The sequence below is a fragment of the Croceibacterium xixiisoli genome (genome assembly GCF_009827305.1).
Lineage (GTDB): Bacteria > Pseudomonadota > Alphaproteobacteria > Sphingomonadales > Sphingomonadaceae > Croceibacterium_C > Croceibacterium_C xixiisoli.
This window is the reverse complement of the sequence record NZ_WTYJ01000003.1, coordinates 19,119-42,362: the sequence shown is the minus strand read 5'-3', so window position 1 is coordinate 42,362 and position 23,244 is coordinate 19,119. Positions and strand designations below refer to the sequence as shown.

Below are 23,244 nucleotides of genomic sequence, written 5' to 3'. Positions count from 1 at the left end.
ATCGCGCACGGTTATCGCCTACCTAGGTGGGGCAGCCCTGTTTGGTACAGTCGTCGGGATCGGGAGCGTCACCATGGTCCAGCACGATGTGACCGCAACAGCGAAGTCCGCCGCCGTGTGGCTGGGCATCATGCGGGCAAGAGAACCGCAGGCTGGTGACTATTGGTCAGGCTGCAACGCCGCGCGCGCGGCCGGCACAGCGCCAATCTACATCGGCGAGCCTGGATATCAAGAAAACATGGATGGGGATGGAGACGGGATTGCGTGCGAGCCGCAGAGCTGAGCCATCTGCCGGCACATTCTACCCAGCGTTCGCCAGAAAGTTTCGGAACCGCACCAGACTCGCAGAAATCTGCGGGTTGGAATGGTGCTGCTAGGGAGGATTGAACTCCCGACCTCACCCTTACCAAGGGTGCGCTCTACCACTGAGCTACAGCAGCTCCGAAACAGACGCGCCCTATTGTCGCGTGATGGCGGGATGTCAAGCGGCGCTTGAGCAGAACCTGCATATCGGCAAGAGAATGGGCATGAGTGACACCCCCAAGCAACCCACGCGAGAGGAACGGCTGGCGGCCAAGCTGCGCGAGAACCTGCGCCGCCGCAAAAGCCAGGCCCGCGCCATCGCAGCCGATGATGATTCGCCGGGGACCGAAACTGCGCCTTCCACCGGCCCGTCAGGCGGAAACGCCCTTCCCAAAGTGGATGGGGACAGCTAGCGCGTGGCGCTCCCGGCTGCGTGGCAGCCTGTGCAGGAGCGATATTTGTGCCCAGCCTGATTCTCGTCCGCCACGGCCAGAGCCAGTGGAATCTGGAAAACCGTTTCACCGGCTGGTGGGATGTCGACCTGACCGACAAAGGCGTGGCCGAAGCCAAGGCCGCCGGCACCCTGCTGGCAGACAAGAACATGCTGCCCGATGTCGCCTTCACATCGCTGCAGACCCGCGCGATCCGTACGCTGCATTATGCGCTGGAAGGATGCGGCCGGCTGTGGATTCCCGAAACCAAGGACTGGCGCCTGAACGAGCGCCATTATGGCGGGCTGACCGGGCTGGACAAGGCGGAGACCGCCGCGCTGCATGGCGATGATCAGGTGAAGGTCTGGCGCCGCAGTTTCGACACCCCGCCGCCGCCGCTGGCCGCAGGCGGTGAATTCGATCTGGCTGCCGATGCGCGTTATGCTGGCATTCCGATTCCCGACACCGAAAGCCTGAAGCTGACGATCGATCGCGTGCTGCCTTATTGGGAAGCGATCATCCTGCCGGTGCTGGCGAGCGGGAAAAATGTGATCATTTCCGCGCATGGCAATTCGCTGCGCGCGCTGGTCAAGCATCTGTCGGACATTTCCGACGATGACATCACCGAGCTGGAAATCCCGACCGGCCAGCCGATCGTCTATGATTTCGACGATCAGATGCAGCCGGGCGCCCGCCATTACCTGAAGGATCGCTGATATGGCCGATACGGCCGCCAATTCCCCGCCTGTAGCTATCGTGATGGGCAGCCAGTCCGACTGGCCGACCATGCGCCGCGCCGCCGAAGTGCTGGACGATCTGGGCGTGACGCATGTCGCGCGCATCGTGTCCGCCCATCGCACGCCCGACCGGATGTATGATTTTGCCCGGTCTGCCGAAGGCGAAGGCACCAAGGTGATCATCGCCGGGGCCGGCGGTGCCGCGCATCTGCCGGGGATGATTTCCGCGCTGACCCATCTGCCCGTGCTGGGCGTACCGGTGCAGTCCAAGGCGCTTTCCGGCATGGATAGCCTGCTGTCCATCGTGCAGATGCCCGCGGGCGTGCCGACCGGCACGCTGGCGATCGGCGAAGCCGGGGCGACCAATGCCGGGCTGTTCGCGGCATCGATCCTGGCGCTGGAAGACCCGGCGCTGTCGGCCCGGCTGCAGGCCTGGCGCGCCGCGCGGCGCGATGCCGTGGCCGAAACCCCGGTCGACGAATAAGGCGGGACTGACCCCATGCGTATTACACCCGGTTCCACCATCGGCATCCTGGGCGGCGGCCAGCTGGGGCGAATGATCGCCATGACGGCCGCCCAGCTGGGTTACCGGTGCCATATCTATGCGCCCGAGGCCGAGAGCGTTGCCGCAGAGGTGAGCGCGCAGTTCACCCGCGCGGCCTGGGACGATCAGGCCGCCATGGGGGCCTTCGCCGCATCCTGCGATGTGGTGACCTATGAATTCGAAAACGTGCCGGTGGCCGCGCTGCAGCCGATCCCGTCCGAAAAGCTGGCGCCCGGCGCCCGCGCGCTGGAAGTGGCGCAGGACCGGCTGAACGAGAAGAATTTCGTGGTGGAACTGGGCGGCACCCCCGCCCCCTTCGCCCCGGTCGATACGGATGAGGATCTGGCCGCCGCCATCGCCGCGATCGGCGCGCCCGGCATTCTGAAGACCCGGCGCGATGGCTATGACGGCAAGGGGCAGTGGCGCATCGCCAGTGCCGATGACGCCGCCACGCTGAGCGTGCCGCCGGTCGGGCTGATTTATGAAGGGCTGGTGCGGTTCGGCGCCGAGTTTTCCGTGATCCTGGTGCGCGGCCGCGATGGCGAGGTGCGGTTCTGGGACAGCACCCAGAATGTGCATGAGCATGGCATTCTGGCGCTGTCCTTCCTGCCCGCCGCGCCGATCGTGCGCGAACAGGTGGAGGCTGCGCGCGCGCTGGCCCGCCGGGTGGCCGATGCGCTGGATTATGTCGGCGTGCTGACGCTGGAATTCTTCGCCACCGAGGATGGCCCGGTGTTCAATGAAATGGCCCCCCGGGTGCACAATTCGGGGCACTGGACCACCGAAGGCGCGGTGATCGGCCAGTTCGAAAACCATGTCCGCGCGATCTGCGGCATGCCGCTGGGCGAAACCCGTTCGGTTTCGGCCAATGTGGTGATGCGCAATCTGGTGGGCGAAAGCGGGCTGAATGCGGCGGAAATCCTTTCCGATCCGGCCAATCATCTGCATCTCTATGGCAAGGCCGAGGCCCGCGAAGGGCGCAAGATGGGGCATGTGACCCGGATCGGCGAATGATCAGGCCAAGAATGACAGGGCCAAAAATGACAGGAACGCGATGATGGCACGCGAAATTATCTACATCGTCGCCCGCGCGCTGGACGGCACGATTGGCGACAAGGACGATGTGCCGTGGAAGATCCGGGCGGACCTGCAGCGGTTCAAGCGCATTTCCATGGGCAAGCCGATGGTGATGGGCCGCAAGACATTCGACAGCCTGCCGGGCCTGCTGCCCGGACGGCGGCATGTGGTGCTGACGCGCGACCGCAGCTGGTCCGCCCCCGGCGCCGAGGTGGTGTATTCGGTGGAAGAGGCGCTGCAGGTTTGCGGCGATGGCGATATCGCGGTGATCGGCGGGGCCGATATCTTCGCCCTGTTCATGCCCCATGCCACGCGGCTGGAACTGACCGAAATCTTCGAGAACACCGGCGGCGAAATCCGCATGGCCACGCCCAATCCGCGCGAATGGCGCGAAGTGGCGCGCACGCAGCATCAGGCGGCGGGCAAGGACCCGGCCTATGCCTTCGTCACGCTGTTGAAGAAGTGACTGGGGCGAAGACGTGATCGGAAAACGGGCGTGATCCGGCTCGACCATCGCCATTCGATTCCCGATCATCTGCGCGGCGCCGTGCTGGCGCTGGGCAATTTCGACGGGTTTCATCGCGGGCACCAGCAGGTGGTGGCCGAAGCGGTGGCCTGGGCCCGCAGCGAAGGCCGCCCGGCCATCGTCGCCACCTTCGATCCGCATCCGGTGCGCCATTTCGCGCCCGACAGCCCGCCGTTCCGCCTGACCACGCTGGACCAGCGGGCCGAACTGTTTGCCGCAGCGGGTGCCGATGCCATGCTGGTGTTCCATTTCGGCCCCGAGCTGGCAGCCATGACAGCGCAGGATTTCATCGCCGATCTGCTGGCCCGCCGGATCGGCGCGGCCGGCGTGGTGACGGGCGAGGATTTCACCTTCGGCAAGGGGCGCGGCGGCAATATCGCCATGCTCGCCAGCGAAGGCCCTGCCCATGGCGTGGCGGCGCGCGCGGTCAGCGCCGTGCGCGATGACGGCATGATCGTATCGTCGAGCGCGATTCGCGATGCGCTGAAGGCGGGGGAATGCGAGGCCGCCACGCGGCTGCTGACCCGGCCCTTCGCCATTCGCGGCAGCGTGCAGCATGGGGACAAGCGCGGGCGGGAAATCGGTTTCCCCACCGCCAATCTGGACATGGGCCCCTATCTGCGGCCGCGTTATGGCATTTATGCGGTGACCGGGCGCGTGCTGGCCAGTGGGCAGCGGCTGGCCGGGGCCGCCAATCTGGGCATCCGCCCCAGTTTCGACCCGCCCAAGGAATTGCTGGAACCCTATTTCTTCGATTTTTCGGGTGATCTTTATGGTCAGGAGATCGAGGTGGAACTGATCCATTTCCTGCGGCCAGAGGCGAAGTTCACCGATATGGACGCGCTGATCGCCCAGATGGCACGCGATTGCGACGATGCGCGGGCGATCCTGGCCAAGGGCGTTGCCGCGTGACCGATGTTCCGGTGATCGAGACCGCCCGGCTGCGGCTGCGCGGGTTTCAGCCGTCGGATCGCGAGCCCTTTATTGCGGCCATGGCGCAGGATGAATTTGCCCGCACCATCACCCGCGAGGGGCGCGCGCTGACCGAGGTGGAAGCCTGGCGCAATCTGGCCATGGTCAATGGCAGCTGGTCGCTGGAAGGATTCGGCAATTGGGTGGTGACGCTGAAGGAAACGGGCGCGCCGATCGGCCGGCTGGGCCCGTTCAACCCGCCGGGCTGGCCGGGTTTCGAAGTGGGCTGGGCGATTTTTCCGCAGTTTCACCAGCGCGGCTATGGCGCGGAAGGCGCGACCGCCGCGCTGATCTGGTGCCATGAGGTGCTGGGCCGCGACAGCGTGATCCATTGCATTTTGAAGGGCAATGCGGGCAGCGAAGGCCTGGCCCGATCGCTGGGCAGCGAGCATGTGCGCGACTGGGAACCGCCCTGGGGCGGCGATGTCGGGGTGTGGGAAACGCGCTGGGATCGCTTTATCGCCAGCGCCCCCTATCAGCGCCATGTTGCCGCGCGGGGCGAAACCGCTTAAGCGCCCGGCGCATGTCTGACCAGCCGCGCCCCGAAGCCCCCGATTACCGCGATACGGTTTTCCTGCCGAAAACCGATTTTCCGATGAAGGCGGGCCTGCCCCAGAAAGAGCCGGGGATTCTCGCCCGCTGGCAGGAACAGGATCTTTATGCCCGGGTGCGCGAAGCGCGCGACGGGCGGGAAAAATTCATCCTGCATGATGGGCCCCCCTACGCCAATGGCGACATGCATATCGGCCATGCGCTGAACCATATCCTGAAGGACATGGTGATCCGCACCCAGACGCTGAAGGGCAAGGATGCGCCCTACATACCCGGCTGGGATTGCCACGGCCTGCCGATCGAATGGAAGGTCGAGGAACAGTATCGCAAGAAGAAGCTGAACAAGGACGAGGTTCCGGTTGAGGAATTCCGCGCCGAGTGCCGCGCCTATGCGCAGAACTGGGTGGATGTTCAGCGCGAACAGTTGAAGCGGCTGGGTGGCCTGGGCAATTGGGACAAGCCTTATCTGACGATGGATTTCGCCGCCGAGGCGACCATCGTGCGCGAACTGCTGAAATTCGCCGAAGCCGGCATGATCTATCGCGGCGCCAAGCCGGTGATGTGGAGCCCGGTGGAAAAGACCGCGCTGGCCGAAGCCGAAGTGGAATATGAAGACATCACATCGACCCAGATCGATGTGGCGTTCGAACTGATCGACAATCCCTTCGCCGATCTGGTCGACAAGACCTTCGCCGTGATCTGGACGACCACCCCGTGGACGATCCCGGTCAACCAGGCGCTCGCCTATGGTACCGAGGTCGAATATGCGCTGATCCGCGCGGGCGGCAACGGCTATATCGTCGCTGCCGAGCTGGTCGCCGCTGCCAAGGCACGCTGGTCGATCGAAGCGGACATCGTGCACAGCTTCAAGGGCGGCGATCTGGCCGGCGCCACCGCGCGCCACCCAATGCACCATCTGGGCGGCTTCTACGCCCGCCCGCGCCCGCTGCTGGCCGGCGATTTCGTCACCACCGAGAGCGGCACGGGCCTGGTCCATATGGCGCCCGATCATGGTGAGGACGATTTCGACCTGTGCAAGGCCAATGGCATCGAGCCGCAGTTCGCGGTGCAGGCCGATGGCGTCTATCGCGATGACTGGCTGTGGCTGGGCGGGCAGGACGAACGCCGCCTGTCGGTGATCAATCCCAAGCTGAACGCCCCCGAGGGCCCGATCTGCAGCGATCTGCGCGCAGCCGGCGCCCTGCTAGCGGCCAGTGCCGATTATCAGCACAGCTATCCGCACAGCTGGCGGTCCAAGGCCAAGGTGATCTTCCGCTGCACGCCGCAATGGTTCGTGCCGATGGACACGCCGATGGCGACGCTGGAATTCGACGTGGCCCCGCTGGGCCCGATCGGCGGCGCGATTGCCGCAACCGTGTCCGGCCCGACCGAAACGCTGCGCCAGGCCGCCGTGCAGGCGATTGCCGATACCCGGTTCGTGCCGGAAAAGGGCCGCAACCGCATCGGCAGCATGGTCGAAGGGCGCCCGGACTGGGTGCTGAGCCGCCAGCGCGCCTGGGGCGTGCCGATCACCCTGTTCGTGCATCGCGAAACGGGCGAATATCTGGCCGATCCGATCGTGAACCAGCGGATCGTGGATGCCGTGCGCGAACAGGGCGTGGATGCCTGGTCCGACGCCCAGGCGCAGGCCTATCTCGGCAGCGACTATGATCTGGCCGATTACGAGCGCATCACCGACATTCTGGACGTGTGGTTCGATTCGGGCTGCACCCATGCCTTCGTGCTGGAAAGTGGCCGCTGGCCCGAACTGCAGTGGCCGGCCGACCTCTATCTGGAAGGCAGCGACCAGCATCGCGGCTGGTTCCAGTCATCGCTGCTGGAAAGCTGCGGCACGCGTGGCCGGGCGCCGTACAAGGCGGTGCTGACCCATGGCTTCACCATGGATGCCAAGGGCATGAAAATGTCCAAATCGCTGAAGAACACCATCAATCCGCTGGATGTGATGCGTGACTTCGGCGCAGACATCATCCGGCTGTGGGCGCTGAGCGTCGATTTCACCGAAGATCACCGGATCGGCCCGGAAATCCTGAAGGGCGTGGCCGACCAGTATCGCAAGCTGCGCAACACCTTCCGCTATCTGCTGGGCGCGCTGGACGGGTTCGACGAGGCCGAACGGCTGGAGGATCTGCGCGATCTGCCGGAACTGGAACGCTATATGCTGACCCTGCTGGGCCAGCTGGATGCGACCCTGGCGCGTGCGGTCGATGATTATGATTTCAACGCCTACACAAGGGCGCTGGTCGATTTCTGCAACGAAGACCTGTCCGCGCTGTTCTTCGACATCCGCAAGGACCGGCTCTATTGCGATGCGCCCGATGCGATCGAACGGCGCGCCTATCGCACCGTGCTGGACATCATGTTCCACGCCCTGATCCGCTATGCCGCGCCGGTGCTGGTGTTCACCAGCGAAGAGGTGTGGCAGTCCCGCTATCCCGAGGCGGACAGTGTCCATCTGCTCGAATGGCCGGAAATCCCGGTCGCCGAGGCCGATCAGGATCGCTGGGCCACGCTGCGGGCCCTGCGTGAACGCGTGCTGGAAGCGATCGAGCCGCTGCGGCGGGACAAGATCGTGCGGTCCAGCCTGGAAGCCGAAGTGGTGGTGCCCGCCGCCGCCGTGCCCGCCGGCGTGGACGATGCCGAACTGGCCGATCTGTTCATCACCGGCCAAGTGACGCGCAACGATGGCGATGCCGTGCTGGTGTCCAAGAGCGACGACCACAAATGCGGCCGTTGCTGGCGGCTGCTGCCCGAAGTCACCGAAGACGGTGCGCTGTGCCAGCGCTGCGATGATGCAGTGGCGGAGTTGCCGGCATGAGCCTGGACACCTTGAACGTGGACAACAAGACCGCCTGGCGCAACCGCATCATCGGCCTGGTGCTGGCGCTGGCGCTCTATGCCGTGGACCAGTGGCTGAAGAATTACATGCAATACACGCTGGACCTGGAACAGGTCCGCAATATCAATGTGCTGCCGTTCTTCGACCTGACCTGGGTGCCCAATTACGGCGTATCGCTGGGCATGCTGACCGCCACGTCGATGGAAATGCGCTGGATGCTGGTGGGGCTGACCGGGGCGATCGCCCTGGTGGTGGCCATCTGGATGCTGCGCGAGCGCCGGCTGATCGATGTCATCGCGCTGGCGATGATCCTGGGCGGGGCGCTGGGCAATATCCACGACCGCTACACGGTCGGTTTCGTGATCGATTTCATCAATATCCATTTCTGGGGCTGGACCCCGTTCGTGTTCAACCTGGCCGATGCGGCGATCACGCTGGGTGTGTTGATTATCCTTGCCCGTTCCTTGTTCATGGGCGAGAAATCCGCCCCATCCCAAGGCGGGGCCCAGGCGGAAGAGTCCGCGGAGAATTCCTGATGCGTAAAGCCACTATCCTGTTTCTTGCCGCCGGTTCGGCGCTGCTGGCATCCTGCGGCAGCACCGGCCTGCTCGATCGGGAACGGCCCGATGAATTCGCCGTCCAGCGCCAGGCACCGCTGGTGATTCCGCCCGATTTCGACCTGACCCCGCCGGCCCCGGGCGCCCCGCGCCCGACCGAAGGCACCGCCGCGCAGCAGGCCATGGAGGCGCTGTTCGGCGGCCCGGCCCAGCGCAGCGCAGCGGAAAACAACACCATTTCGCGCGCCGGGGAATCCGAACCTGGCATCCGCAGCGCGGTGGGCGACACCCAGACCTTCTCCGTCGACAAGGGCAACACCACCCAGACGATCATCGCCGCCCCCGAGGGCGACGGCCAGGACGCGAGCGTTTCCGTTCCGAGCTGAGGCTTGGCTGCGCTGGTCCGATCTGCCGGACGGGCACAAAAAAGGCGCGACCCAGCCGGGTTCGCGCCTTTTCTTTGGCCCAATGTCGGGAAATCAGCCTTCGAGCGGTTTTCGATCCGATTTCATCGAACCGCCGCTCCATGTCCCTTTGTTCGCCGCAATTTCCGAGTCAGTAGGTGGTTCCACCTGCTTAGGCGGTGTGGAAAAATTCGGTAAATGCCAAGGTTAGGAATTTCCTTGGGCTGCAGCCAATCGAGCCAATAAATCCGTCGGAGATAGATCGTATCCCGTTGCCCTCTCACCGGACCAGTTGAGACCACAATAGAGGCCATCCTTTCTCAAGCCTGGTAGCCACCGTTCGATGAATGCCAACAACGGGATCGGTTCTGGCTCGAAATCGCTGTATGCTGGGACGGTTTTGATGATCGACATGGCTCTCTTTTCTGACGACCAAAAGGGCATTGCGGTTTCACCGGATGCGTTTGTCGAGGTTGGGAAGCCGTCCCTATCCCTGATCCCCCAGACTTGTGTACCGTTCAGCACTTCGGAGACGAAGGCGTCGGCATTGATCGCGGAAATGCTCATCCTCTAATGAGAAGCAGCAAATTCACATTCCCGCAAGTGAGCGAAACTCCATGCGCCCGCATGACGCTTGACGCAGGCCGAACGAGTTGATCCAAAGCTGCCTTTTTGGAGGCAAACTTGAGCAGAGGCGATCTGACTGAAGCGGAATGGCGCATCTTGAAGGACTTGCTACCCATCGAGCCTGAGAACCGTGGTCGAGGCAGACGCCCCGAGCAGAGCCGATCGGCCCGCCCCAACGGACACCGGAGGCATTTCTTGCAGACAAAGGCTACGACGCAGACGCGATCCGCGACGACCTTGCTGCACAAATCGAGGCGGTCATCCCCGGCCGATCAAACCACCGCGTGAAGATCGAGCACAACCGGGCGCTCTACAAGCAGCGCAACCGCATCGAGCGCATGTTCGGCCACCTCAAAGTCAACCGCGCCATCGCTACCCGATACGACCAGCTTGCCAACAGCTTCATCGGCATTGTCCACATCGCTACCGCCAGATACTGGATCAAATTTGTCCACGCCGCCTAGGAATTGCCCTCGATCCGGCTGACCAGCAGCTTGTCGATCTTGCGGCCGTCGAGATCGACCACTTCGACCCGCCAGCCCTGATCCTTGAACCATTCGCCTTCGTGCGGCAGCCGCTTGAGCATGAACAATACATAGCCGGCCGCCGTGCCGAATTCGCGATCTTCGGGCAGTTCGATGCCCAGCCGATCGGCCAGGGCATCGGCCGGCAGGCCACCGGCGACCAGCAGCGAGCCATCCTCGCGTTCGACCAGCAGGGGCTCATCGCCTTCGTCCTGCAGGCTGGCAAAGCCGCCGACGATCGCGGTCAGCAGATCGGCCGGGGTCACGATCCCTTCGAGATGGCCATATTCGTCATGCACCATGGCCATGCCGGTGCCCGATTGCTGCAGCACGCGCAGCGCATCCATCGCATCCAGCTGATCGTGGATTACCTCTGCCTTGCGCACCAGCACATGCAGATCCACCGCCTGCCCTGCCACCATCAGCCCCAGCACTTCGCGCAGCTTGATCACGCCGATGATCTTTTCCGCCGAACCATCACCCACCGGCATCTGCGAATGCGGGGTCTGTTCGATGGCGGCGCGCAATTCTTCGGGCGTGGCGTTGATATCGACCCAGTCGAGTTCCTTGCGCGGGGTCATCAGTTCGCGCACCGGGCGGCTGGCGAGCTTCATGATGCCGGACATCATCGCCCGTTCCTGTTCCTCGATCACGCCGGATTTCGTGGCATCGGTGAAGATCATCTGCAGCTCTTCAACGGAAATGCCGTCTTCCCCGCCGGAACGGATGCCGAGCAGGCGCAGCAGCGCACCCGAGGAATTGTCCAGCAACCAGACGAAAGGGGCGGCGACCTTTGCCAGCAGGGCCATCGGCGGCGCCATGATCGCGGCGATCCGTTCGGCCGAACGCAGCGCCACCTGCTTGGGCACCAGTTCGCCGATCACCAGGCTGGCATAGGTGGTGAGGCCGATCACCAGCACAAAGCCAGCCTCCCCCGCCATATGCGCCGGCACGCCGAGCAGGGCCAGCCGCTGGCCGACCGGGGCGCCCAGCGTGGCGCCCGAATAGGCGCCGGAGACGATGCCGACCAGGGTGATGCCGATCTGCACGGTGGAGAGGAATTTGCCCGGATCGGCCGCCAGTTGCAGCGCGGTGCGCGCGCCCTTGCTGCCCCGGTCCGCCGCCAGCTGCAGCCGCGCGGTGCGGGCCGAAACGATGGCCAGTTCCGACATGGCGAACAGGCCATTGAGAAAAACCAGTCCGATCAGGACGGCGAGGTCAAACCAGGGGAAGGGAGACATGTGCGGTTCAGCGATAACAGATAATGGGGGGATTGCGAACGCAAAGCCGGAACAGGGAATTGGCCTGCGCGTTTCGCTGCATTATGATCTGGATCAATGCCGGATCTCGGTTCAACAACAGAGGGTGCCATCTCATGAAAACATCCCGTCTTTTCGCCTCCAGCCTGGCCGCCATCGCGCTGCTCGGCATGTCTGGCTGCGTCACCGATCCCAACACGGGTGAGCGCAAGATTTCCCGCACCGCCATCGGCGGCGCCGGCGGTGCAGGCCTTGGCTATCTGCTGGGCGGGCTGATCGGTGGCAAGACCGCCCGGATCGCCGGCGCAGCCATCGGCGGTGTGGCCGGCGGCGTGATCGGCAACCAGATGGACCAGCAGATCAAGCAGCTGCGCGACACCACGGCCGGTTCGGGCATCGACGTCAATCCGACGCCGGATGGCAGCGGCATTCTGGTCAATCTGCCCGAAGTGACCTTCGCGGTGGACAGCACCACGATCAGCCCCAGCTTCCGCGCTGCGCTCGACAATGTGGCGCAGAGCATGATCACCTATCCCAACAGTCTGGTCGACGTGATGGGCCACACCGATTCGACCGGTTCGGACAGCCACAATCTGGATCTGTCACGCCGTCGCGCGGAATCGGTCGCCAACTACCTGACCTCTCGCGGCGTGTCGCGGACCCGCATCGCGACCGTTGGTTATGGCGAACAATATCCGGTGGCAGACAACAACACCGCCGAAGGCCGGGCGATCAATCGCCGCGTCGAAATCCGCATTACGCCGATTTCGCAGGCTGATGTGAACGCCGCACGCGGCAACTGATTCGCGGCATATCTGCAGAACGAGAATGGGCCGGCCGCAAGGTCGGCCCTTTTTCGTGGAGCAATTGTCAGGACTGAACGGAGAAGCGCTGCGCCCGGTCGGCCAGCCGTTCGACGGCGGCGCGGTGGATGGCCGGGCTGCTGACCAGCAGGCCGAAGGCACGCGGATCCCGCTTGTTGTAACTCAGCGGCTGGCCGAACGCGTCCGACACGGCCGCGCCAGCTTCGCGCGCGATCAACGTGGCCGCGCCGACATCCCATTCATAACCCCAGCGCAGCGTTGCCAGCAGATCGGCCCGGTCGGCCGCGACCATGGCGATGCGCAGGGCGATGGAATTGGGTTTGTCGACGATCATCAGATCGCTGTCTTCCTTTGGCAGCACATCGGTCGGCACGCGGGCGCCGGTCAGCGTATCGCGCCGGCTGGCGGACAGTTTTTCGCCGTTGAGCCAGGCCCCCTGCCCCGCGACGGCGACCCAGCTTTCATTGCGGGACGGCGCTTCGAGCAGGCCGATCAGGGGCTTGCCGGCGCTGATCAGCGCGACGGACACGGCCCAGCCGGTGCGGCCGCGAATGAAATCCCGCGTGCCGTCGATCGGATCGACCAGCCAGATCAGACCGCGCCCCAGGCGGGAAGGATCATCGGCGGTTTCTTCCGACAGCCAGCCAGCCGAGGGCAGCAGCGCAGTGAGTTCACGTTTCAGGAAGCCATCGACCGCGATATCGGCGTCGCAAACCGGGTTGCCCGGGCTCTTGTCCCACACCTTGAGCGCATGGCCGGCACCGGGCCATTGCTGCATCGCAATGCGGCTGGCTTCACGGCAGATGGCTTCGAGGCGGGCGCGATCGATCATGCAGAGACCACTGCAGGCGGAGCGGGGTCTTTGCAAGCGGGGCCGGCTGTGCTTATGCGCGCAGCAAACCCATTCCTCCCCCTTCGACGAAAAGGTCCGCCGCCGATGAACATTCACGAATATCAGGCCAAGCAGCTGCTTTCGAAATTCGGCATCGGCATTCCTGCCGGCCATGCCGCGCTGAGCGTGGACGAAGCCGTCGCGGGCGCCAAGCAGCTGCCCGGACCGCTCTATGTGGTCAAGGCACAGATCCATGCCGGCGGCCGTGGCAAGGGCAAGTTCGTCGAACTGCCGACCGATGCCAAGGGCGGCGTGCGCCTGGCCAAGAGCATCGAGGAAGTCGAAGCCCATGCGGCCGAAATGCTCGGCAACACGCTGGTGACCATCCAGACCGGCGATGCCGGCAAGCAGGTCAATCGCCTCTACATCACCGATGGCGTTGATATTGCCAGCGAATATTACCTGTCGATGGTCGTCGACCGCGCCACCGGCCGGATCGCCATGATCGTGTCCACCGAAGGCGGGATGGACATTGAAGACGTGGCGCACAACACGCCGGAAAAGATCACCACCATCACCATCGATCCGGCCGCCGGCTTCATGCCGCACCACGGCCGCGCGGTGGCCTTCGCGCTGAAGCTGTCGGGCGATCTGAACAAGCAGGCACAGAAGCTGGCCCGCCAGCTGTTCGACGCCTTTGTCGCGCTCGATTGCGAAATGCTGGAAATCAATCCGCTGGTCGAAACCATCGATGGCAAGCTGCTGGTGCTCGACACCAAGATGAGCTTCGACTCGAACGCGCTCTATCGCCACCCCGACGTGGAAGCGATGCGCGACGAAACCGAAGAAGACCCGATGGAAGTGGAAGCGAGCAAATATGACCTCGCCTACATCAAGCTGGACGGCAACATCGGCTGCATGGTGAACGGCGCAGGCCTGGCCATGGCGACGATGGACATCATCAAGCTGAATGGCGCCTTCCCGGCCAACTTCCTGGATGTGGGCGGTGGCGCCAACAAGGAAAAGGTGACGGCCGCGTTCAAGATCATCCTGTCCGACCCGGCGGTCGAAGGGATTCTGGTCAACATCTTCGGCGGCATCATGCGTTGCGACACGATCGCCGAAGGCATCGTGGCCGCTGCGCGCGAAGTCGATCTGTCGGTGCCGCTGGTTGTCCGCCTGGAAGGCACCAATGTGCAGCTGGGCAAGGACATCCTGGCCAATTCCGGCCTGCCGATCGTGCCCGCTGACGACCTGGGCGATGCCGCGCGCAAGATCGTGGCCGAAGTGAAGCAGGCCGCCTGAGCCCGCATGCACCGATGATTTGCCCGCGCGGGGCAGGCTTGACCTCAGCCCCGCGCGGCGCGAAGCATCGGCGCCAATTTTGAGAATGACAAGCCAGCCTTGCAGGAGGGGCGCCCCATGAAGATTATCGTGCCCGTGAAGCGGGTGATCGACTACAATGTTCGCCCGCGGGTGAAGCCCGATGGCAGCGGCGTGGACATCGCCAATGTGAAGATGAGCATGAATCCCTTCGACGAAATCGCCGTGGAAGAGGCGATCCAGCTGAAGGAAAAGGGCGCCGCCGAAGAAGTGATCGCCGTTTCGATCGGCCCGGCAAAGGCCGCCGACACGCTGCGCACCGCGCTGGCCATGGGCGCCGACCGCGCCATCCTGATCGAAACCGACGAAGTGGTCGAACCGCTGGCCGTCGCCAAGATCCTGCAGAAGATCGTGGAAGAAGAAGCGCCCGGCCTGGTTATCCTGGGCAAGCAGGCGATCGACGATGATGCCAACCAGACTGGCCAGATGCTGGCCGCGCTGACCGGCCGCCCGCAGGGTACCTTCGCCAGCAAGGTGGACATCGCCGGCGACAGCGTGACCGTGACGCGCGAAGTGGATGGCGGTTCGGAAACCGTATCGCTGACGCTGCCCGCGATCGTGACCGCCGATCTGCGGTTGAACGAGCCGCGCTATGCCTCGCTGCCCAACATCATGAAGGCGAAGAAGAAGCCGCTCGAAACCAGGAGCCCGGCCGATTTCGGGGTGGATATCACCCCGCGCCTCACCACGCTGAAGGTGGTGGAACCGCCCGTGCGCCAGGCCGGCATCAAGGTCGGTTCGGTGGATGAACTGGTGGCGAAGCTCAAGGAAATGGGAGCCGTGGCATGAGCGTGCTGGTTCTGGTCGAACATGAAGGCGGCGCGGTGAAGGAAGCCACGCTGCCGGTGGTAACCGCAGCGGCCGCACTGGGCCCGGTGGTGGCGCTGGTGGCCGGTGACGGCGCCGATGCGCGCGCCGCCGCCGATGCCGCGGCGACAATCGCCGGGGTGGAAAAGGTGCTGCTGGCGGCGGACGCTGCCTATGCCAATCAGCTGGCTGAAAACATCGCCCCGCTGGTCGTCAGCCTGATGGCGGAGCATGACGCATTCTTGGCGCCGGCCACCACCACGGGCAAGAATATCGCCCCACGCGTGGCTGCCCTGCTGGACGTGATGCAGATTTCGGAAATCACGAGCGTGGAAGGCCCCAAGACCTTCACCCGCCCGATCTATGCCGGCAATGCCATCGCCACGGTGGAAAGCCGTGATGCCAAGCTGGTGATCACCGTGCGCGGCACCAGCTTCGCCAAGGCCGATGCCGCAGGCGGCAGCGCCAGCGTGGAAGAGGTGACGGCAGGCGGCGACGCGGGCCTGTCCTCCTTCGTATCGCTGGAAGCATCGAAGAACGAACGCCCCGAACTGACCAGCGCCGGCGTGGTGGTTTCCGGCGGGCGCGCGCTGAAGGATGCCGAAACCTTCGAACAATATATCGTGCCGCTGGCCGACAAGCTGGGCGCCGCCGTGGGCGCCAGCCGCGCCGCCGTGGATGCGGGCTATATCTCCAACGATCACCAGGTCGGCCAGACCGGCAAGATCGTAGCGCCAGAGCTGTATATCGCAGTCGGGATTTCCGGCGCGATCCAGCATCTGGCGGGGATGAAGGATTCCAAGCTGATCGTCGCCATCAACAAGGATGAAGACGCGCCGATCTTCCAGATTGCCGACATCGGGCTGGTCGCAGATTTGTTCGAAGCGGTGCCGGAACTGACCGGCAAGATCTGATCCTACGGAAATTATTGCGCCCCCTTTGCCCGGTTGATATTTTTCAGCGGGGCAGAGGGGGTTTTTCATGGCACAAAGAGGCCGGTTCGCATTTCTTGCTTGCGCAATTGCCACGCTGATCGGCCATCAGCCAGCGGCCGCTCAACGCATCGACAGCTTTTCCCTGACAGGACAATGGGCTCTCGATTTTGCGGAAGAGCGTTGCACGCTGCAGGGCACATTCAGCGATGGCAGCAAGCAGGTGCGGCTGGTGATCCAGAGCTATGGCGATACCGACGAATATCGCGCCACGATCATCGGCGACCCCTTACCGCGCAGCAGCAAGACTTTCGATCAAATACGCTATATTCTGCCTGCGGATACGAAAGAGCGCGCGATGACCCGCTCTTTCACCGGGCAAGTGGATGGAAAACGGGCCTTGTCTTTCCCGCTGCGTCTGGGGCCCGAACTGCCCAAAGACATGGATCCGCCCGATTATTCGCCGGTGGAGCGGGAAACATATATGCAATCCTGGCGGGCAGGCCTGCCTGCCTATCAGCAGGATTTGCGCGAAATCACTTTGGTACTGGATAGCTGGCGACATATTCGCCTGAACACAGGACCCATTCTGCCTGTCATGAATGCCATGCGCCTATGCGCCAGAGATCTGCAGCAGCACTGGGGCCTTGATCCGGCCGTTGAAGAAAATCTGAGTCGACGGGCGGCGCCTGATGAGAGAACCCGTGATCGCATCCTGGCAAGCTATCCCTACGCCAGCCTTGATGCCGGCATCAACGCTTACATCTCTGTCCGCTTCATGGTCGGGGCAGATGGCCTGTCCACCGCCTGCGTGGTGCAGGTTCAGGGTGTGCGCAAGGAATTCGGCAGCGCCATTTGCGGATCGGGCCCCAGCCGTTTCCGCCCGGCGCTGGATGAAAATGGCCAACCCGTAGCCAGCGTATTCCGCTCAGACGTCACCTTTCAAATACAATAAGTTTACCCCAGCGGCAGGCGGATCGTGACCAGCGCCCCACCTGCAGGCCGGTTGGCCAGCGCAATGCTGCCCCGGTGCAGTTCCACCACGCGGGCGGCAATGGCGAGGCCCAGGCCGCTGCCGCCGCTGTCGCTGTTGCGTGATGCGTCGCCGCGAATATACGGTTTGAGCAGGTCGGCGGCGGGCATGTCCGGGAAGCCGGGGCCGTTATCCGCCACGGTGATCACCGCATCGGCGCCGTCGCGTTGCAGGGTCAGATCCGCGCTGCCGCCATAACGCAGGGCGTTGTCGACCAGGTTCTGCAGCATGCGTTCCAGCGAGAGCGAATCGCCAATCACTATGGCCTGCGGTGAGCAATCCAGGCGAACCGGATGGCCCAGATCGTTTTCGCGCCAGACCAGCATCTGGCACAGATCGGCGAGATCGACCGGTTCGCGCGTGCCGGACCAACCGCGTGCCAGGGTAAGCGAATCGCTGAGCAGGCGGCGGATGGTGAGAATGTCGGCGCCGGCGGCTTCGCGGGCGCGATCGGGCAATTGTTCGGCGCGGAAGGCCAGCCGGGCAAGCGGGGTGCCGACATCATGTGCCATCGCCCCCATCATGGTCAGCCGTTCTTCGCCATGTTCGACAGTGCGGGCGTGCATATCCTTGAGCGACAGGGCCGCGCGGCGCACTTCGGGCGGGCCGGGCGGGGGCGTGAAGTCGAGCGGTTCGCCGGCGCGGGCCTGGGCTGCGGCGCGTTCCAGCTGGCGGATCGGTTCCACGATATGGCGCGCGAGCAACCAGGCCAGCAGCAGGATCACCGCCAGCACCAGCGCGATGGTGGCGCCGGTGATCCAGTACCAGCGCACCGCCGCGCGATCCGGCCCGCTGTCCAGCACACGCCAGCCGGTGCCATCGGCCAGCCGGAACGCGATGACATAGCGGCCGAACAATTGCCCCGGTTGCCGGGGGGCGCTGCGTTCAGTGAAGGCGCGGGCATCATCCGGCCCACGCCGCAATCGCCCGGCGAGTTCACGTTCCAGCCGTCGGCTGCGCCCGAGGCCTTCCACCCCATCGGGCGGCGTGGCCGCAAGGCGCAGCGTGGTGAGCGGGATTTCGGTTTCCTTGCCGGTCAGCGCCACGGCCACCCGGTCCAGCGAGACGGGGGCATCATGCGGCGGCGGGCCACCAATGGTAAGCGCGATCATGGCGGCGCTGGCCAGCATGGTCGCCAGGGTCACCAGCAGCATGATCTGCGCCGTGATCGGGAAACGCCGCATGGCGCCGGTCAGCTGCGCGCCACATCGGGGGCGATGCCATAACCTTCGCCGCGAACTGTGCGGATCAGTTCGCCGTCATCATGGGCGGACAGCTTGCGACGCAGCCGACTGACCGTGAGATCGATCGCCCGGTCGAAGGCGTCATATTCCTCCCCGCTGAGGCGCAGGGCCAGTTCTTCGCGAGACAGGACACGGCGCCCGGCGCGCGCCAGCGCTTCCAGCAGGCGGAATTCATTGAGGGTGAGCGGTACCAGCGCGCCATCGGGCGCCTGCAATTCGCGTGTGGCGCAATCGAGTCGCCAGCCGCCCAGCTGGAACAGGCCCTGGCCGCTGTCGGTAATCGCCGCCCGGCGCATCACCGCACGCACGCGGGCCAGCAGTTCACGCGGATTGCAGGGTTTGGGCAGATAATCATCCGCGCCCATTTCCAGCCCGACGATCCGATCCACATCAGACCCAAGGGCGGAGAGCATGATCACCGGAGGGCGGTTTTCCGGGTCCATGCTGCGCAGCCCGGCCAGCCCGTCTTCCCCCGGCATCATCAGATCCAGGATCACCAGATCGGGCCGTTGCTGCGCCATGACCGTGCGCATGGCCGGCACATCGGCGGCCAGGATCACGCTGTAGCCGCGATCGCGCAGAAATTCGCCCAGCAGTTCGCGCAGGGCCGTATCATCATCGACGATCAGGATCGTTTCGCCCGCCATCATCATCACTTCTTTCCCCCAACTGCCCCGAGATGCAACCGGCCGTGGCTGGCTGGCCAGGTCGGTCTATCCTGCCAGCCGCACGCAACGGGAAAATTTCCCCAACGTATCGGAACGGTATTGATGGATGCGGCGTATGGTCGGGGCCGGACGGCAGCGTCCTGCACCGGTTTTCTGCGCATGGGGCCGGGTTGCATGCCGATTTGGATTTCACCGGCTCTGTGACCTGCTACTCCACCGCCGCGCAGACCGGCGACAATGCTGCCGATTCTGCCCGTTCTTCTGCTTACAAGGAATGTTCCATGGCCGGTGGTTTGATCGCCCTGCTCGACGATGTGGCCGCGCTGGCAAAGATTGCCGGCGCATCGGTGGATGACGTGGCCGCCGCCGCCGGGCGGGCCGGGACCAAGGCCGCCGGGGTGGTGATCGACGATGCGGCGGTGACGCCGGGCTATGTCGTGGGCCTGCCGCCCGAACGCGAACTGCCGATCATCTGGAAGATCACGCTGGGTTCGCTGCGCAACAAGCTGATCATCATCCTGCCGATCGCCCTGCTGCTGAGCGCCTTTGCCCCATGGGTCATCACGCCGCTGCTGATGGTGGGCGGCGCCTATCTGGCGTTCGAGGCGGTCGAGAAAATCTGGCACGCGCTGAAGGGGGACGATCACGCCAGCGAAGTGCTGACCATCACCGATCCGGTCGAGCTGGAACAGCGGCAGGTCAGCGGCGCGGTGCGCACCGATTTCATCCTGTCGGCCGAAATCATGGCGATTGCGCTGAACGAGATGGGCGATCTGTCGCTGCCGATGCAGGCGGGCGCGCTGGCCGCCGTGGGCGTGGCCATTACCATCGCCGTCTATGGCGCGGTGGCGCTGATCGTGAAGATGGACGATGTCGGCCTGCATCTGCACCAGCGCCCCAATGCCACGGTTTCCGCAATTGGCACGGGAATGGTGAAGCTGATGCCGATCCTGCTGACCGCGCTGTCGCGCATCGGCACCGCGGCCATGCTGTGGGTCGGCGGCGGGATTTTCCTGCACGGGCTGGAAGTGTTCCACCTGACGACCGTGCCCGCGCTGGTGCATGATGCGGCCCATGCCGCCGGCACGGTGGGCGGCGGCGCGCTGGAATGGCTGGTGCAGGCGCTGGGTTCGGCGGTGATCGGCGTGGTCGTGGGCGCCATCGTCACCATCGCGATGCATTTCGTGCCGAAGAAAAAGGCCCACTGACGGCTTCATTCGAATCAAGCAAACAAAGCAAAAGGGCCCGATGCGGATTGCGCATCGGGCCCTTCTCTGTCCGGGGGGCAATACTGCCCCCCGCGAAACCCGTCAGATCCCGGCGACGCGGGCCTTCTGAATATCGACCACCTTGGGGATGGCGCTGAACAGTTCGGAGAACGGATCGTCCAGATCGCGGGTGTGCGGTTCGGTGCCTTCGCGCACGGTGGTGCGGCGCATGTCGCGCTTCAGCGTTTCATAATCGAAATCGCCGCCGCGGTGCATGCTGCACAGATTGTCCCAGATCACCAGATCGCCGACATTCCACTTCACGCTGAAGATATATTGCGGCTGGGTGGCGTGATCGATCAGTTCCTTGATCAGGGCGCGCCCTTCTTCCTTTTCCATACCGACGATACCCATGGTGTGGGCGGCGATGAACAGGGACTTGCGGCCCGAACCCTTGTGCGTGTGCACGATCGGGTGGCGCGCCTGCATGCGGGCTTCCACCTCTTCATCGGTAATGTCGGCGCCGGCTTTCTTGCGGCTCCACCACAGCGAATTGATCCCGATCTTGTCGTCGATCAGATCCTTCTTTTCCTGTGGCAGATCTTCGTAAGCGCTGCGCGTGTCGGCAAACCAGGTTTCGCCGCCTTCGCCCGGCACGGCATGGGCCAGCAACAGCGAATAGGATGTCCGTTTTTCCATGAAGGCGCTGTCGGTGTGCCACAGCCGATCGCCCTTGCGATACTGGATCGCGGCCACATCCTGGGTGATGTCGCCATCCACGGTCAGATTGGACGCGTCGAACAATTCGCGGTGCGGCAGGCGCATGCGCTGCCCTTCGCGCTGGGGCACGCGTTCGAGATAGCCGAAATTGCGGCTGAATTCGACGTGCTGATCATCATTCAGCCCGGTGTTGCGATAGATGCAGACACCCCATTTATCCATCGCGCCGGTCACCTGCTTCAGCTCTTCGGCTGAAAGCGGTTTCGTCAGGTCCAGGCCCGAACATTCGGCGCCGAAACGCGGCAGGATGGGTTCCACTTTCAAAGACATTTCACTCTCCGGTTCATTCATTCGGCCGCTTGCGCTGCAGGCCGGAACGTTTGCAATGGGCCACAAGGCTGTCGTGCTGATTATAGGCACGATGGGCGAAGGTTACGATGCCCTGATCCGGGCGGGACCGGCTTTCACGCAGTGCGATCACTTCGGTTTCGATCCGCAGCGTATCGCCCACGAAGACCGGTTCGGGGAAGCGCACCTCATCCCAACCCAGATTGGCCACAGCCGTACCCAGGGTGGTATCCCCAACCGACACACCGACCATCAGGCCCAGGGTGAAGGTGGAGTTGACGATGATCCGCCCGAATTCGGTTTCCCGCATATATTCGGCATCAAGATGCAGCCTGGCAGGATTGTGGGTCAGCGCTGAAAACAGCAGATTGTCGCTCTCCGTCACAGTGCGACGGATATCATGGGCGAAAATCTGCCCCAGTGTCAGCTCTTCAAACCACAAACCGGCCATGCCGTCCTCCTGTACCGTTCTAGCCCAAATAGTTCTGTTGGGAAAGTATTGCGGGATCGCGCGTTTGATTCCGTTAAGCGTTTTCGAAGCAGGTGACATCACCTGCTGGCTCGGAAAACGCGACAGACAAAAATGTGGAGCGTCGATCCGGCGCATTCGGATCGAAAACTGCTCTAGCTGAAATGGGATTTCCGATGAAACCGAACCTGCTGATCCATTCCGCCCTGCCCGCCACCCTGCTGCTGGCGCTGGCCGCCTGCAACAGCCAGGCGCCCGAACAGCCCGCCACCAATGCGACGGAGACCGGAACCACGACGACGGCGCCGCCGACTCCACCTTCCGAACCGACAGCATCGCCCACGGTCGGCACCACGCCTGCCGCAACCGAAATTCCCGCCGTGATGCAGGGCCGCTGGGGCCTGGTGGCGGCCGATTGCGAAGCCGGACGGGCCGATGCCAAGGGACTGGTGACGATCGGGCCCAAGCGGATGGCATTCTACGAATCGGTCGGCACGCTGGATTCGGTTGAAGAACAGGCGGAAGGTCGCCTTCGGGGCCGTTTCTCCTTCACCGGCGAAGGCATGGCCTGGACCCGCACAATCGGGCTGGAATTGCAGGATAGTGGCAATACACTGGTGCGCACGGACAACAGCCCTGAAGCCGAGGCAGGTCCGTTGCGTTATGGCAAATGCAAATGATGGGAGACGATGATGCGACGGACGAAGATGCTGGCGGGCTGTGCCCCGTTCCTGATGCTGGCGCTGGCCGGATGTGCGACCACGGGTGATGCTGGCGCGGGCGATGGTGGCGAGAACGGCCAGTGCGATGCCGCCGCCGGGCAGCGCTTCGTCGGCAGCAAGGCCAGCGCCGATGTCGGCCAGCAATTGCTGCGCGCGACCGGGGCCAAACAATTGCGCTGGGGCCCGCCCAATTCGGCTATGACCATGGATTTCCGGCAGGATCGGCTGACCGTCAGCTATGATGCCGCCATGACCATCGATCGGGTCAGCTGTGGCTGATCCGGCGGATGGCAGGCAGCGCATTCCCGCCCTGTCCCCGTTCGAGGAAGAGGCCGGCTTCACCCGCGCCCTGCGGGTCGGCCGGCGGATCGTGGTATCGGGGACCGTGGGCGTGGAAGCGGATGGCAGCGTGGCGAGCGAGGCCGGGGCCCAGGCGGACCGCTGCTTCGCGCTGATCCGCGAACATATCGAGCAATTGGGCGGGCAGATGGCCGATGTCATCCGCGTGCGCATGTTCGTGACCGACATCGCCTATGCCGATGCGGTGACCGCTGCCTTTTCCCGCGCGCTGCGGCATGTCCGCCCCACCGGCACGCTGGTGGCGATCGTTGCGCTGTATGATCCGCGCTGGAAGGTGGAGATCGAGGCGGAGGCCGAGATCGGCGCCGGGCAATAGGGCCGGCG

The 23,244-nt window shown here is 64.1% G+C and carries 28 protein-coding genes and 1 tRNA gene; 21 read left to right on the top strand and 8 right to left on the bottom strand.

The genetic code is table 11. The features are described 5' to 3' along the window. The first annotated feature begins 73 nt into the window (after nt 1-73). Nucleotides 74-283, top strand: a complete 210-nt coding sequence (locus GRI97_RS13905; protein WP_161391821.1) for an excalibur calcium-binding domain-containing protein — start codon at nt 74-76, stop codon at nt 281-283. An 82-nt stretch (nt 284-365) separates the two neighbouring features. Here the strand turns inward: GRI97_RS13905 and GRI97_RS13900 are convergent. Further along, nucleotides 366-440, bottom strand: a tRNA-Thr gene (locus GRI97_RS13900). Nucleotides 441-527: 87 nt separating this feature from the next. On the opposite strand from GRI97_RS13900, the gene GRI97_RS13895 reads away from it, so the two are divergent. From GRI97_RS13895 to GRI97_RS13850, 10 genes are read left to right on the top strand one after another with little or no spacing between them, the layout of a single operon-like run. Further along, entirely contained in the window at nt 528-716 is a 189-nt protein-coding gene (locus GRI97_RS13895; protein ID WP_161391820.1) for a hypothetical protein, read from the top strand. 47 nt (nt 717-763) lie between these two features. Further along, the gene (gene gpmA, locus GRI97_RS13890) at nt 764-1,450 is read left to right on the top strand and encodes a 2,3-diphosphoglycerate-dependent phosphoglycerate mutase (protein ID WP_161391819.1); all 687 of its coding nucleotides are present in this window, start codon (nt 764-766) and stop codon (nt 1,448-1,450) included. Nucleotide 1,451: 1 nt separating this feature from the next. Next, nucleotides 1,452-1,955: a 5-(carboxyamino)imidazole ribonucleotide mutase gene (purE, locus tag GRI97_RS13885; RefSeq protein WP_161391818.1), complete on the top strand. Its 504-nt coding sequence runs from the start codon at nt 1,452-1,454 to the stop codon at nt 1,953-1,955. A 15-nt stretch (nt 1,956-1,970) separates the two neighbouring features. After that, nucleotides 1,971-3,029: a 5-(carboxyamino)imidazole ribonucleotide synthase gene (locus GRI97_RS13880; RefSeq protein ID WP_161391817.1), complete on the top strand. Its 1,059-nt coding sequence runs from the start codon at nt 1,971-1,973 to the stop codon at nt 3,027-3,029. Between the two features lie 43 nt (nt 3,030-3,072). Then, entirely contained in the window at nt 3,073-3,558 is a 486-nt protein-coding gene (locus GRI97_RS13875) for a dihydrofolate reductase (protein ID WP_161391816.1), read from the top strand. A gap of 30 nt (nt 3,559-3,588) precedes the next feature. Further along, nucleotides 3,589-4,530 (top strand): bifunctional riboflavin kinase/FAD synthetase, encoded by a 942-nt coding sequence (locus GRI97_RS13870; RefSeq protein ID WP_328598565.1) that lies wholly within the window; start codon nt 3,589-3,591, stop codon nt 4,528-4,530. Further along, nucleotides 4,527-5,102, top strand: a complete 576-nt coding sequence (locus GRI97_RS13865; protein WP_161391815.1) for a GNAT family N-acetyltransferase — start codon at nt 4,527-4,529, stop codon at nt 5,100-5,102. Before GRI97_RS13870 ends, GRI97_RS13865 begins: the two co-directional genes overlap by 4 nt. Before the next feature lie 11 nt (nt 5,103-5,113). Beyond that, a complete protein-coding gene (gene ileS / locus GRI97_RS13860; protein WP_161391814.1) occupies nt 5,114-7,978 on the top strand; it encodes an isoleucine--tRNA ligase in 2,865 nt (954 codons plus the stop codon). Beyond that, complete coding sequence (gene lspA, locus GRI97_RS13855) at nt 7,975-8,535, top strand: signal peptidase II (protein ID WP_161391813.1); 561 nt, start codon at nt 7,975-7,977, stop codon at nt 8,533-8,535. The genes ileS and lspA overlap by 4 nt, the downstream gene beginning before the upstream one ends. After that, nucleotides 8,535-8,942 carry a DUF3035 domain-containing protein gene (locus GRI97_RS13850; RefSeq protein ID WP_161391812.1) on the top strand — a complete coding sequence of 136 codons (408 nt, stop codon included), beginning with the start codon at nt 8,535-8,537 and terminating at the stop codon, nt 8,940-8,942. Before lspA ends, GRI97_RS13850 begins: the two co-directional genes overlap by 1 nt. Nucleotides 8,943-9,167: 225 nt before the next feature. On the opposite strand, the gene GRI97_RS13845 is transcribed toward GRI97_RS13850, so the two are convergent. Next, nucleotides 9,168-9,527: a DUF2750 domain-containing protein gene (locus tag GRI97_RS13845; protein WP_161391811.1), complete on the bottom strand. Its 360-nt coding sequence runs from the start codon at nt 9,525-9,527 to the stop codon at nt 9,168-9,170. Between the two features lie 221 nt (nt 9,528-9,748). Here GRI97_RS13845 and GRI97_RS13840 point away from each other — a divergent pair, with 221 nt between their 5' ends. Continuing rightward, complete coding sequence (locus GRI97_RS13840; protein ID WP_161392191.1) at nt 9,749-10,051, top strand: transposase; 303 nt, start codon at nt 9,749-9,751, stop codon at nt 10,049-10,051. Here GRI97_RS13840 and GRI97_RS13835 read toward each other — a convergent pair. After that, complete coding sequence (locus tag GRI97_RS13835) at nt 10,048-11,352, bottom strand: hemolysin family protein (RefSeq protein ID WP_161391810.1); 1,305 nt, start codon at nt 11,350-11,352, stop codon at nt 10,048-10,050. The two genes, GRI97_RS13840 and GRI97_RS13835, sit on opposite strands and share 4 nt — an antisense overlap. Nucleotides 11,353-11,486: 134 nt before the next feature. On the opposite strand from GRI97_RS13835, the gene GRI97_RS13830 reads away from it, so the two are divergent. Further along, the gene (locus GRI97_RS13830) at nt 11,487-12,173 is read left to right on the top strand and encodes an OmpA family protein (protein WP_161391809.1); all 687 of its coding nucleotides are present in this window, start codon (nt 11,487-11,489) and stop codon (nt 12,171-12,173) included. A gap of 67 nt (nt 12,174-12,240) precedes the next feature. On the opposite strand, the gene GRI97_RS13825 is transcribed toward GRI97_RS13830, so the two are convergent. Then, nucleotides 12,241-13,026, bottom strand: a complete 786-nt coding sequence (locus GRI97_RS13825; RefSeq protein ID WP_161391808.1) for a 3'(2'),5'-bisphosphate nucleotidase CysQ — start codon at nt 13,024-13,026, stop codon at nt 12,241-12,243. Between the two features lie 105 nt (nt 13,027-13,131). Between GRI97_RS13825 and sucC the strand changes: the two genes are divergently transcribed. From sucC to GRI97_RS13805, 4 genes are all read left to right on the top strand, one after another. Beyond that, nucleotides 13,132-14,331 carry an ADP-forming succinate--CoA ligase subunit beta gene (sucC, locus tag GRI97_RS13820; RefSeq protein ID WP_161391807.1) on the top strand — a complete coding sequence of 400 codons (1,200 nt, stop codon included), beginning with the start codon at nt 13,132-13,134 and terminating at the stop codon, nt 14,329-14,331. 117 nt (nt 14,332-14,448) lie between these two features. Next, nucleotides 14,449-15,198, top strand: a complete 750-nt coding sequence (locus GRI97_RS13815; protein WP_161391806.1) for an electron transfer flavoprotein subunit beta/FixA family protein — start codon at nt 14,449-14,451, stop codon at nt 15,196-15,198. After that, on the top strand, nt 15,195-16,130 hold the full coding sequence (locus tag GRI97_RS13810; RefSeq protein WP_161391805.1) for an electron transfer flavoprotein subunit alpha/FixB family protein: 936 nt from the start codon (nt 15,195-15,197) through the stop codon (nt 16,128-16,130). The genes GRI97_RS13815 and GRI97_RS13810 overlap by 4 nt, the downstream gene beginning before the upstream one ends. A 67-nt stretch (nt 16,131-16,197) precedes the next feature. After that, on the top strand, nt 16,198-17,103 hold the full coding sequence (locus GRI97_RS13805; protein ID WP_161391804.1) for a hypothetical protein: 906 nt from the start codon (nt 16,198-16,200) through the stop codon (nt 17,101-17,103). Between the two features lie 2 nt (nt 17,104-17,105). On the opposite strand, the gene GRI97_RS13800 is transcribed toward GRI97_RS13805, so the two are convergent. Beyond that, nucleotides 17,106-18,293 (bottom strand): sensor histidine kinase, encoded by a 1,188-nt coding sequence (locus GRI97_RS13800; RefSeq protein ID WP_407924111.1) that lies wholly within the window; start codon nt 18,291-18,293, stop codon nt 17,106-17,108. A gap of 80 nt (nt 18,294-18,373) precedes the next feature. After that, entirely contained in the window at nt 18,374-19,078 is a 705-nt protein-coding gene (locus GRI97_RS13795; protein WP_161391802.1) for a response regulator, read from the bottom strand. A gap of 296 nt (nt 19,079-19,374) precedes the next feature. On the opposite strand from GRI97_RS13795, the gene GRI97_RS13790 reads away from it, so the two are divergent. Further along, the gene (locus GRI97_RS13790; protein ID WP_161392190.1) at nt 19,375-20,301 is read left to right on the top strand and encodes a DUF808 domain-containing protein; all 927 of its coding nucleotides are present in this window, start codon (nt 19,375-19,377) and stop codon (nt 20,299-20,301) included. Nucleotides 20,302-20,403: 102 nt separating this feature from the next. On the opposite strand, the gene GRI97_RS13785 is transcribed toward GRI97_RS13790, so the two are convergent. Next, on the bottom strand, nt 20,404-21,372 hold the full coding sequence (locus tag GRI97_RS13785; protein WP_235917851.1) for a TauD/TfdA dioxygenase family protein: 969 nt from the start codon (nt 21,370-21,372) through the stop codon (nt 20,404-20,406). After that, nucleotides 21,365-21,820 carry a MaoC family dehydratase gene (locus GRI97_RS13780; protein ID WP_161391801.1) on the bottom strand — a complete coding sequence of 152 codons (456 nt, stop codon included), beginning with the start codon at nt 21,818-21,820 and terminating at the stop codon, nt 21,365-21,367. The genes GRI97_RS13785 and GRI97_RS13780 overlap by 8 nt, the downstream gene beginning before the upstream one ends. 194 nt (nt 21,821-22,014) lie before the next feature. On the opposite strand from GRI97_RS13780, the gene GRI97_RS13775 reads away from it, so the two are divergent. The 3 genes from GRI97_RS13775 to GRI97_RS13765 are packed head-to-tail and all read left to right on the top strand — an operon-like array spanning nt 22,015 to nt 23,236. Next, a complete protein-coding gene (locus tag GRI97_RS13775; protein WP_161391800.1) occupies nt 22,015-22,518 on the top strand; it encodes a hypothetical protein in 504 nt (167 codons plus the stop codon). A gap of 12 nt (nt 22,519-22,530) precedes the next feature. Next, nucleotides 22,531-22,839 carry an I78 family peptidase inhibitor gene (locus GRI97_RS13770; RefSeq protein ID WP_235917850.1) on the top strand — a complete coding sequence of 103 codons (309 nt, stop codon included), beginning with the start codon at nt 22,531-22,533 and terminating at the stop codon, nt 22,837-22,839. Further along, entirely contained in the window at nt 22,832-23,236 is a 405-nt protein-coding gene (locus tag GRI97_RS13765) for a Rid family hydrolase (protein ID WP_161391799.1), read from the top strand. Before GRI97_RS13770 ends, GRI97_RS13765 begins: the two co-directional genes overlap by 8 nt. The last annotated feature ends 8 nt before the right edge of the window (nt 23,237-23,244 follow it).

Excerpts from the sequence above, each read along its gene's own strand:
- GRI97_RS13905 (WP_161391821.1), top strand. The coding sequence starts at position 74 with ATGGTCCAGCACGATGTGACCGCAACAGCGAAGTCCGCCGCCGTGTGG.
- GRI97_RS13895 (WP_161391820.1), top strand. The coding sequence starts at position 528 with ATGAGTGACACCCCCAAGCAACCCACGCGAGAGGAACGGCTGGCGGCC.
- purE (WP_161391818.1), top strand. The coding sequence starts at position 1,452 with ATGGCCGATACGGCCGCCAATTCCCCGCCTGTAGCTATCGTGATGGGC.
- GRI97_RS13880 (WP_161391817.1), top strand. The coding sequence starts at position 1,971 with ATGCGTATTACACCCGGTTCCACCATCGGCATCCTGGGCGGCGGCCAG.
- GRI97_RS13875 (WP_161391816.1), top strand. The coding sequence starts at position 3,073 with ATGGCACGCGAAATTATCTACATCGTCGCCCGCGCGCTGGACGGCACG.
- ileS (WP_161391814.1), top strand. The coding sequence starts at position 5,114 with ATGTCTGACCAGCCGCGCCCCGAAGCCCCCGATTACCGCGATACGGTT.
- lspA (WP_161391813.1), top strand. The coding sequence starts at position 7,975 with ATGAGCCTGGACACCTTGAACGTGGACAACAAGACCGCCTGGCGCAAC.
- GRI97_RS13850 (WP_161391812.1), top strand. The coding sequence starts at position 8,535 with ATGCGTAAAGCCACTATCCTGTTTCTTGCCGCCGGTTCGGCGCTGCTG.
- GRI97_RS13845 (WP_161391811.1), bottom strand. The coding sequence starts at position 9,527 with ATGAGCATTTCCGCGATCAATGCCGACGCCTTCGTCTCCGAAGTGCTG.
- GRI97_RS13835 (WP_161391810.1), bottom strand. The coding sequence starts at position 11,352 with ATGTCTCCCTTCCCCTGGTTTGACCTCGCCGTCCTGATCGGACTGGTT.
- GRI97_RS13830 (WP_161391809.1), top strand. The coding sequence starts at position 11,487 with ATGAAAACATCCCGTCTTTTCGCCTCCAGCCTGGCCGCCATCGCGCTG.
- GRI97_RS13825 (WP_161391808.1), bottom strand. The coding sequence starts at position 13,026 with ATGATCGATCGCGCCCGCCTCGAAGCCATCTGCCGTGAAGCCAGCCGC.
- sucC (WP_161391807.1), top strand. The coding sequence starts at position 13,132 with ATGAACATTCACGAATATCAGGCCAAGCAGCTGCTTTCGAAATTCGGC.
- GRI97_RS13815 (WP_161391806.1), top strand. The coding sequence starts at position 14,449 with ATGAAGATTATCGTGCCCGTGAAGCGGGTGATCGACTACAATGTTCGC.
- GRI97_RS13810 (WP_161391805.1), top strand. The coding sequence starts at position 15,195 with ATGAGCGTGCTGGTTCTGGTCGAACATGAAGGCGGCGCGGTGAAGGAA.
- GRI97_RS13805 (WP_161391804.1), top strand. The coding sequence starts at position 16,198 with ATGGCACAAAGAGGCCGGTTCGCATTTCTTGCTTGCGCAATTGCCACG.
- GRI97_RS13800 (WP_407924111.1), bottom strand. The coding sequence starts at position 18,293 with ATGATCGCGCTTACCATTGGTGGCCCGCCGCCGCATGATGCCCCCGTC.
- GRI97_RS13795 (WP_161391802.1), bottom strand. The coding sequence starts at position 19,078 with ATGATGATGGCGGGCGAAACGATCCTGATCGTCGATGATGATACGGCC.
- GRI97_RS13790 (WP_161392190.1), top strand. The coding sequence starts at position 19,375 with ATGGCCGGTGGTTTGATCGCCCTGCTCGACGATGTGGCCGCGCTGGCA.
- GRI97_RS13785 (WP_235917851.1), bottom strand. The coding sequence starts at position 21,372 with ATGAATGAACCGGAGAGTGAAATGTCTTTGAAAGTGGAACCCATCCTG.
- GRI97_RS13780 (WP_161391801.1), bottom strand. The coding sequence starts at position 21,820 with ATGGCCGGTTTGTGGTTTGAAGAGCTGACACTGGGGCAGATTTTCGCC.
- GRI97_RS13775 (WP_161391800.1), top strand. The coding sequence starts at position 22,015 with ATGAAACCGAACCTGCTGATCCATTCCGCCCTGCCCGCCACCCTGCTG.
- GRI97_RS13770 (WP_235917850.1), top strand. The coding sequence starts at position 22,531 with ATGCGACGGACGAAGATGCTGGCGGGCTGTGCCCCGTTCCTGATGCTG.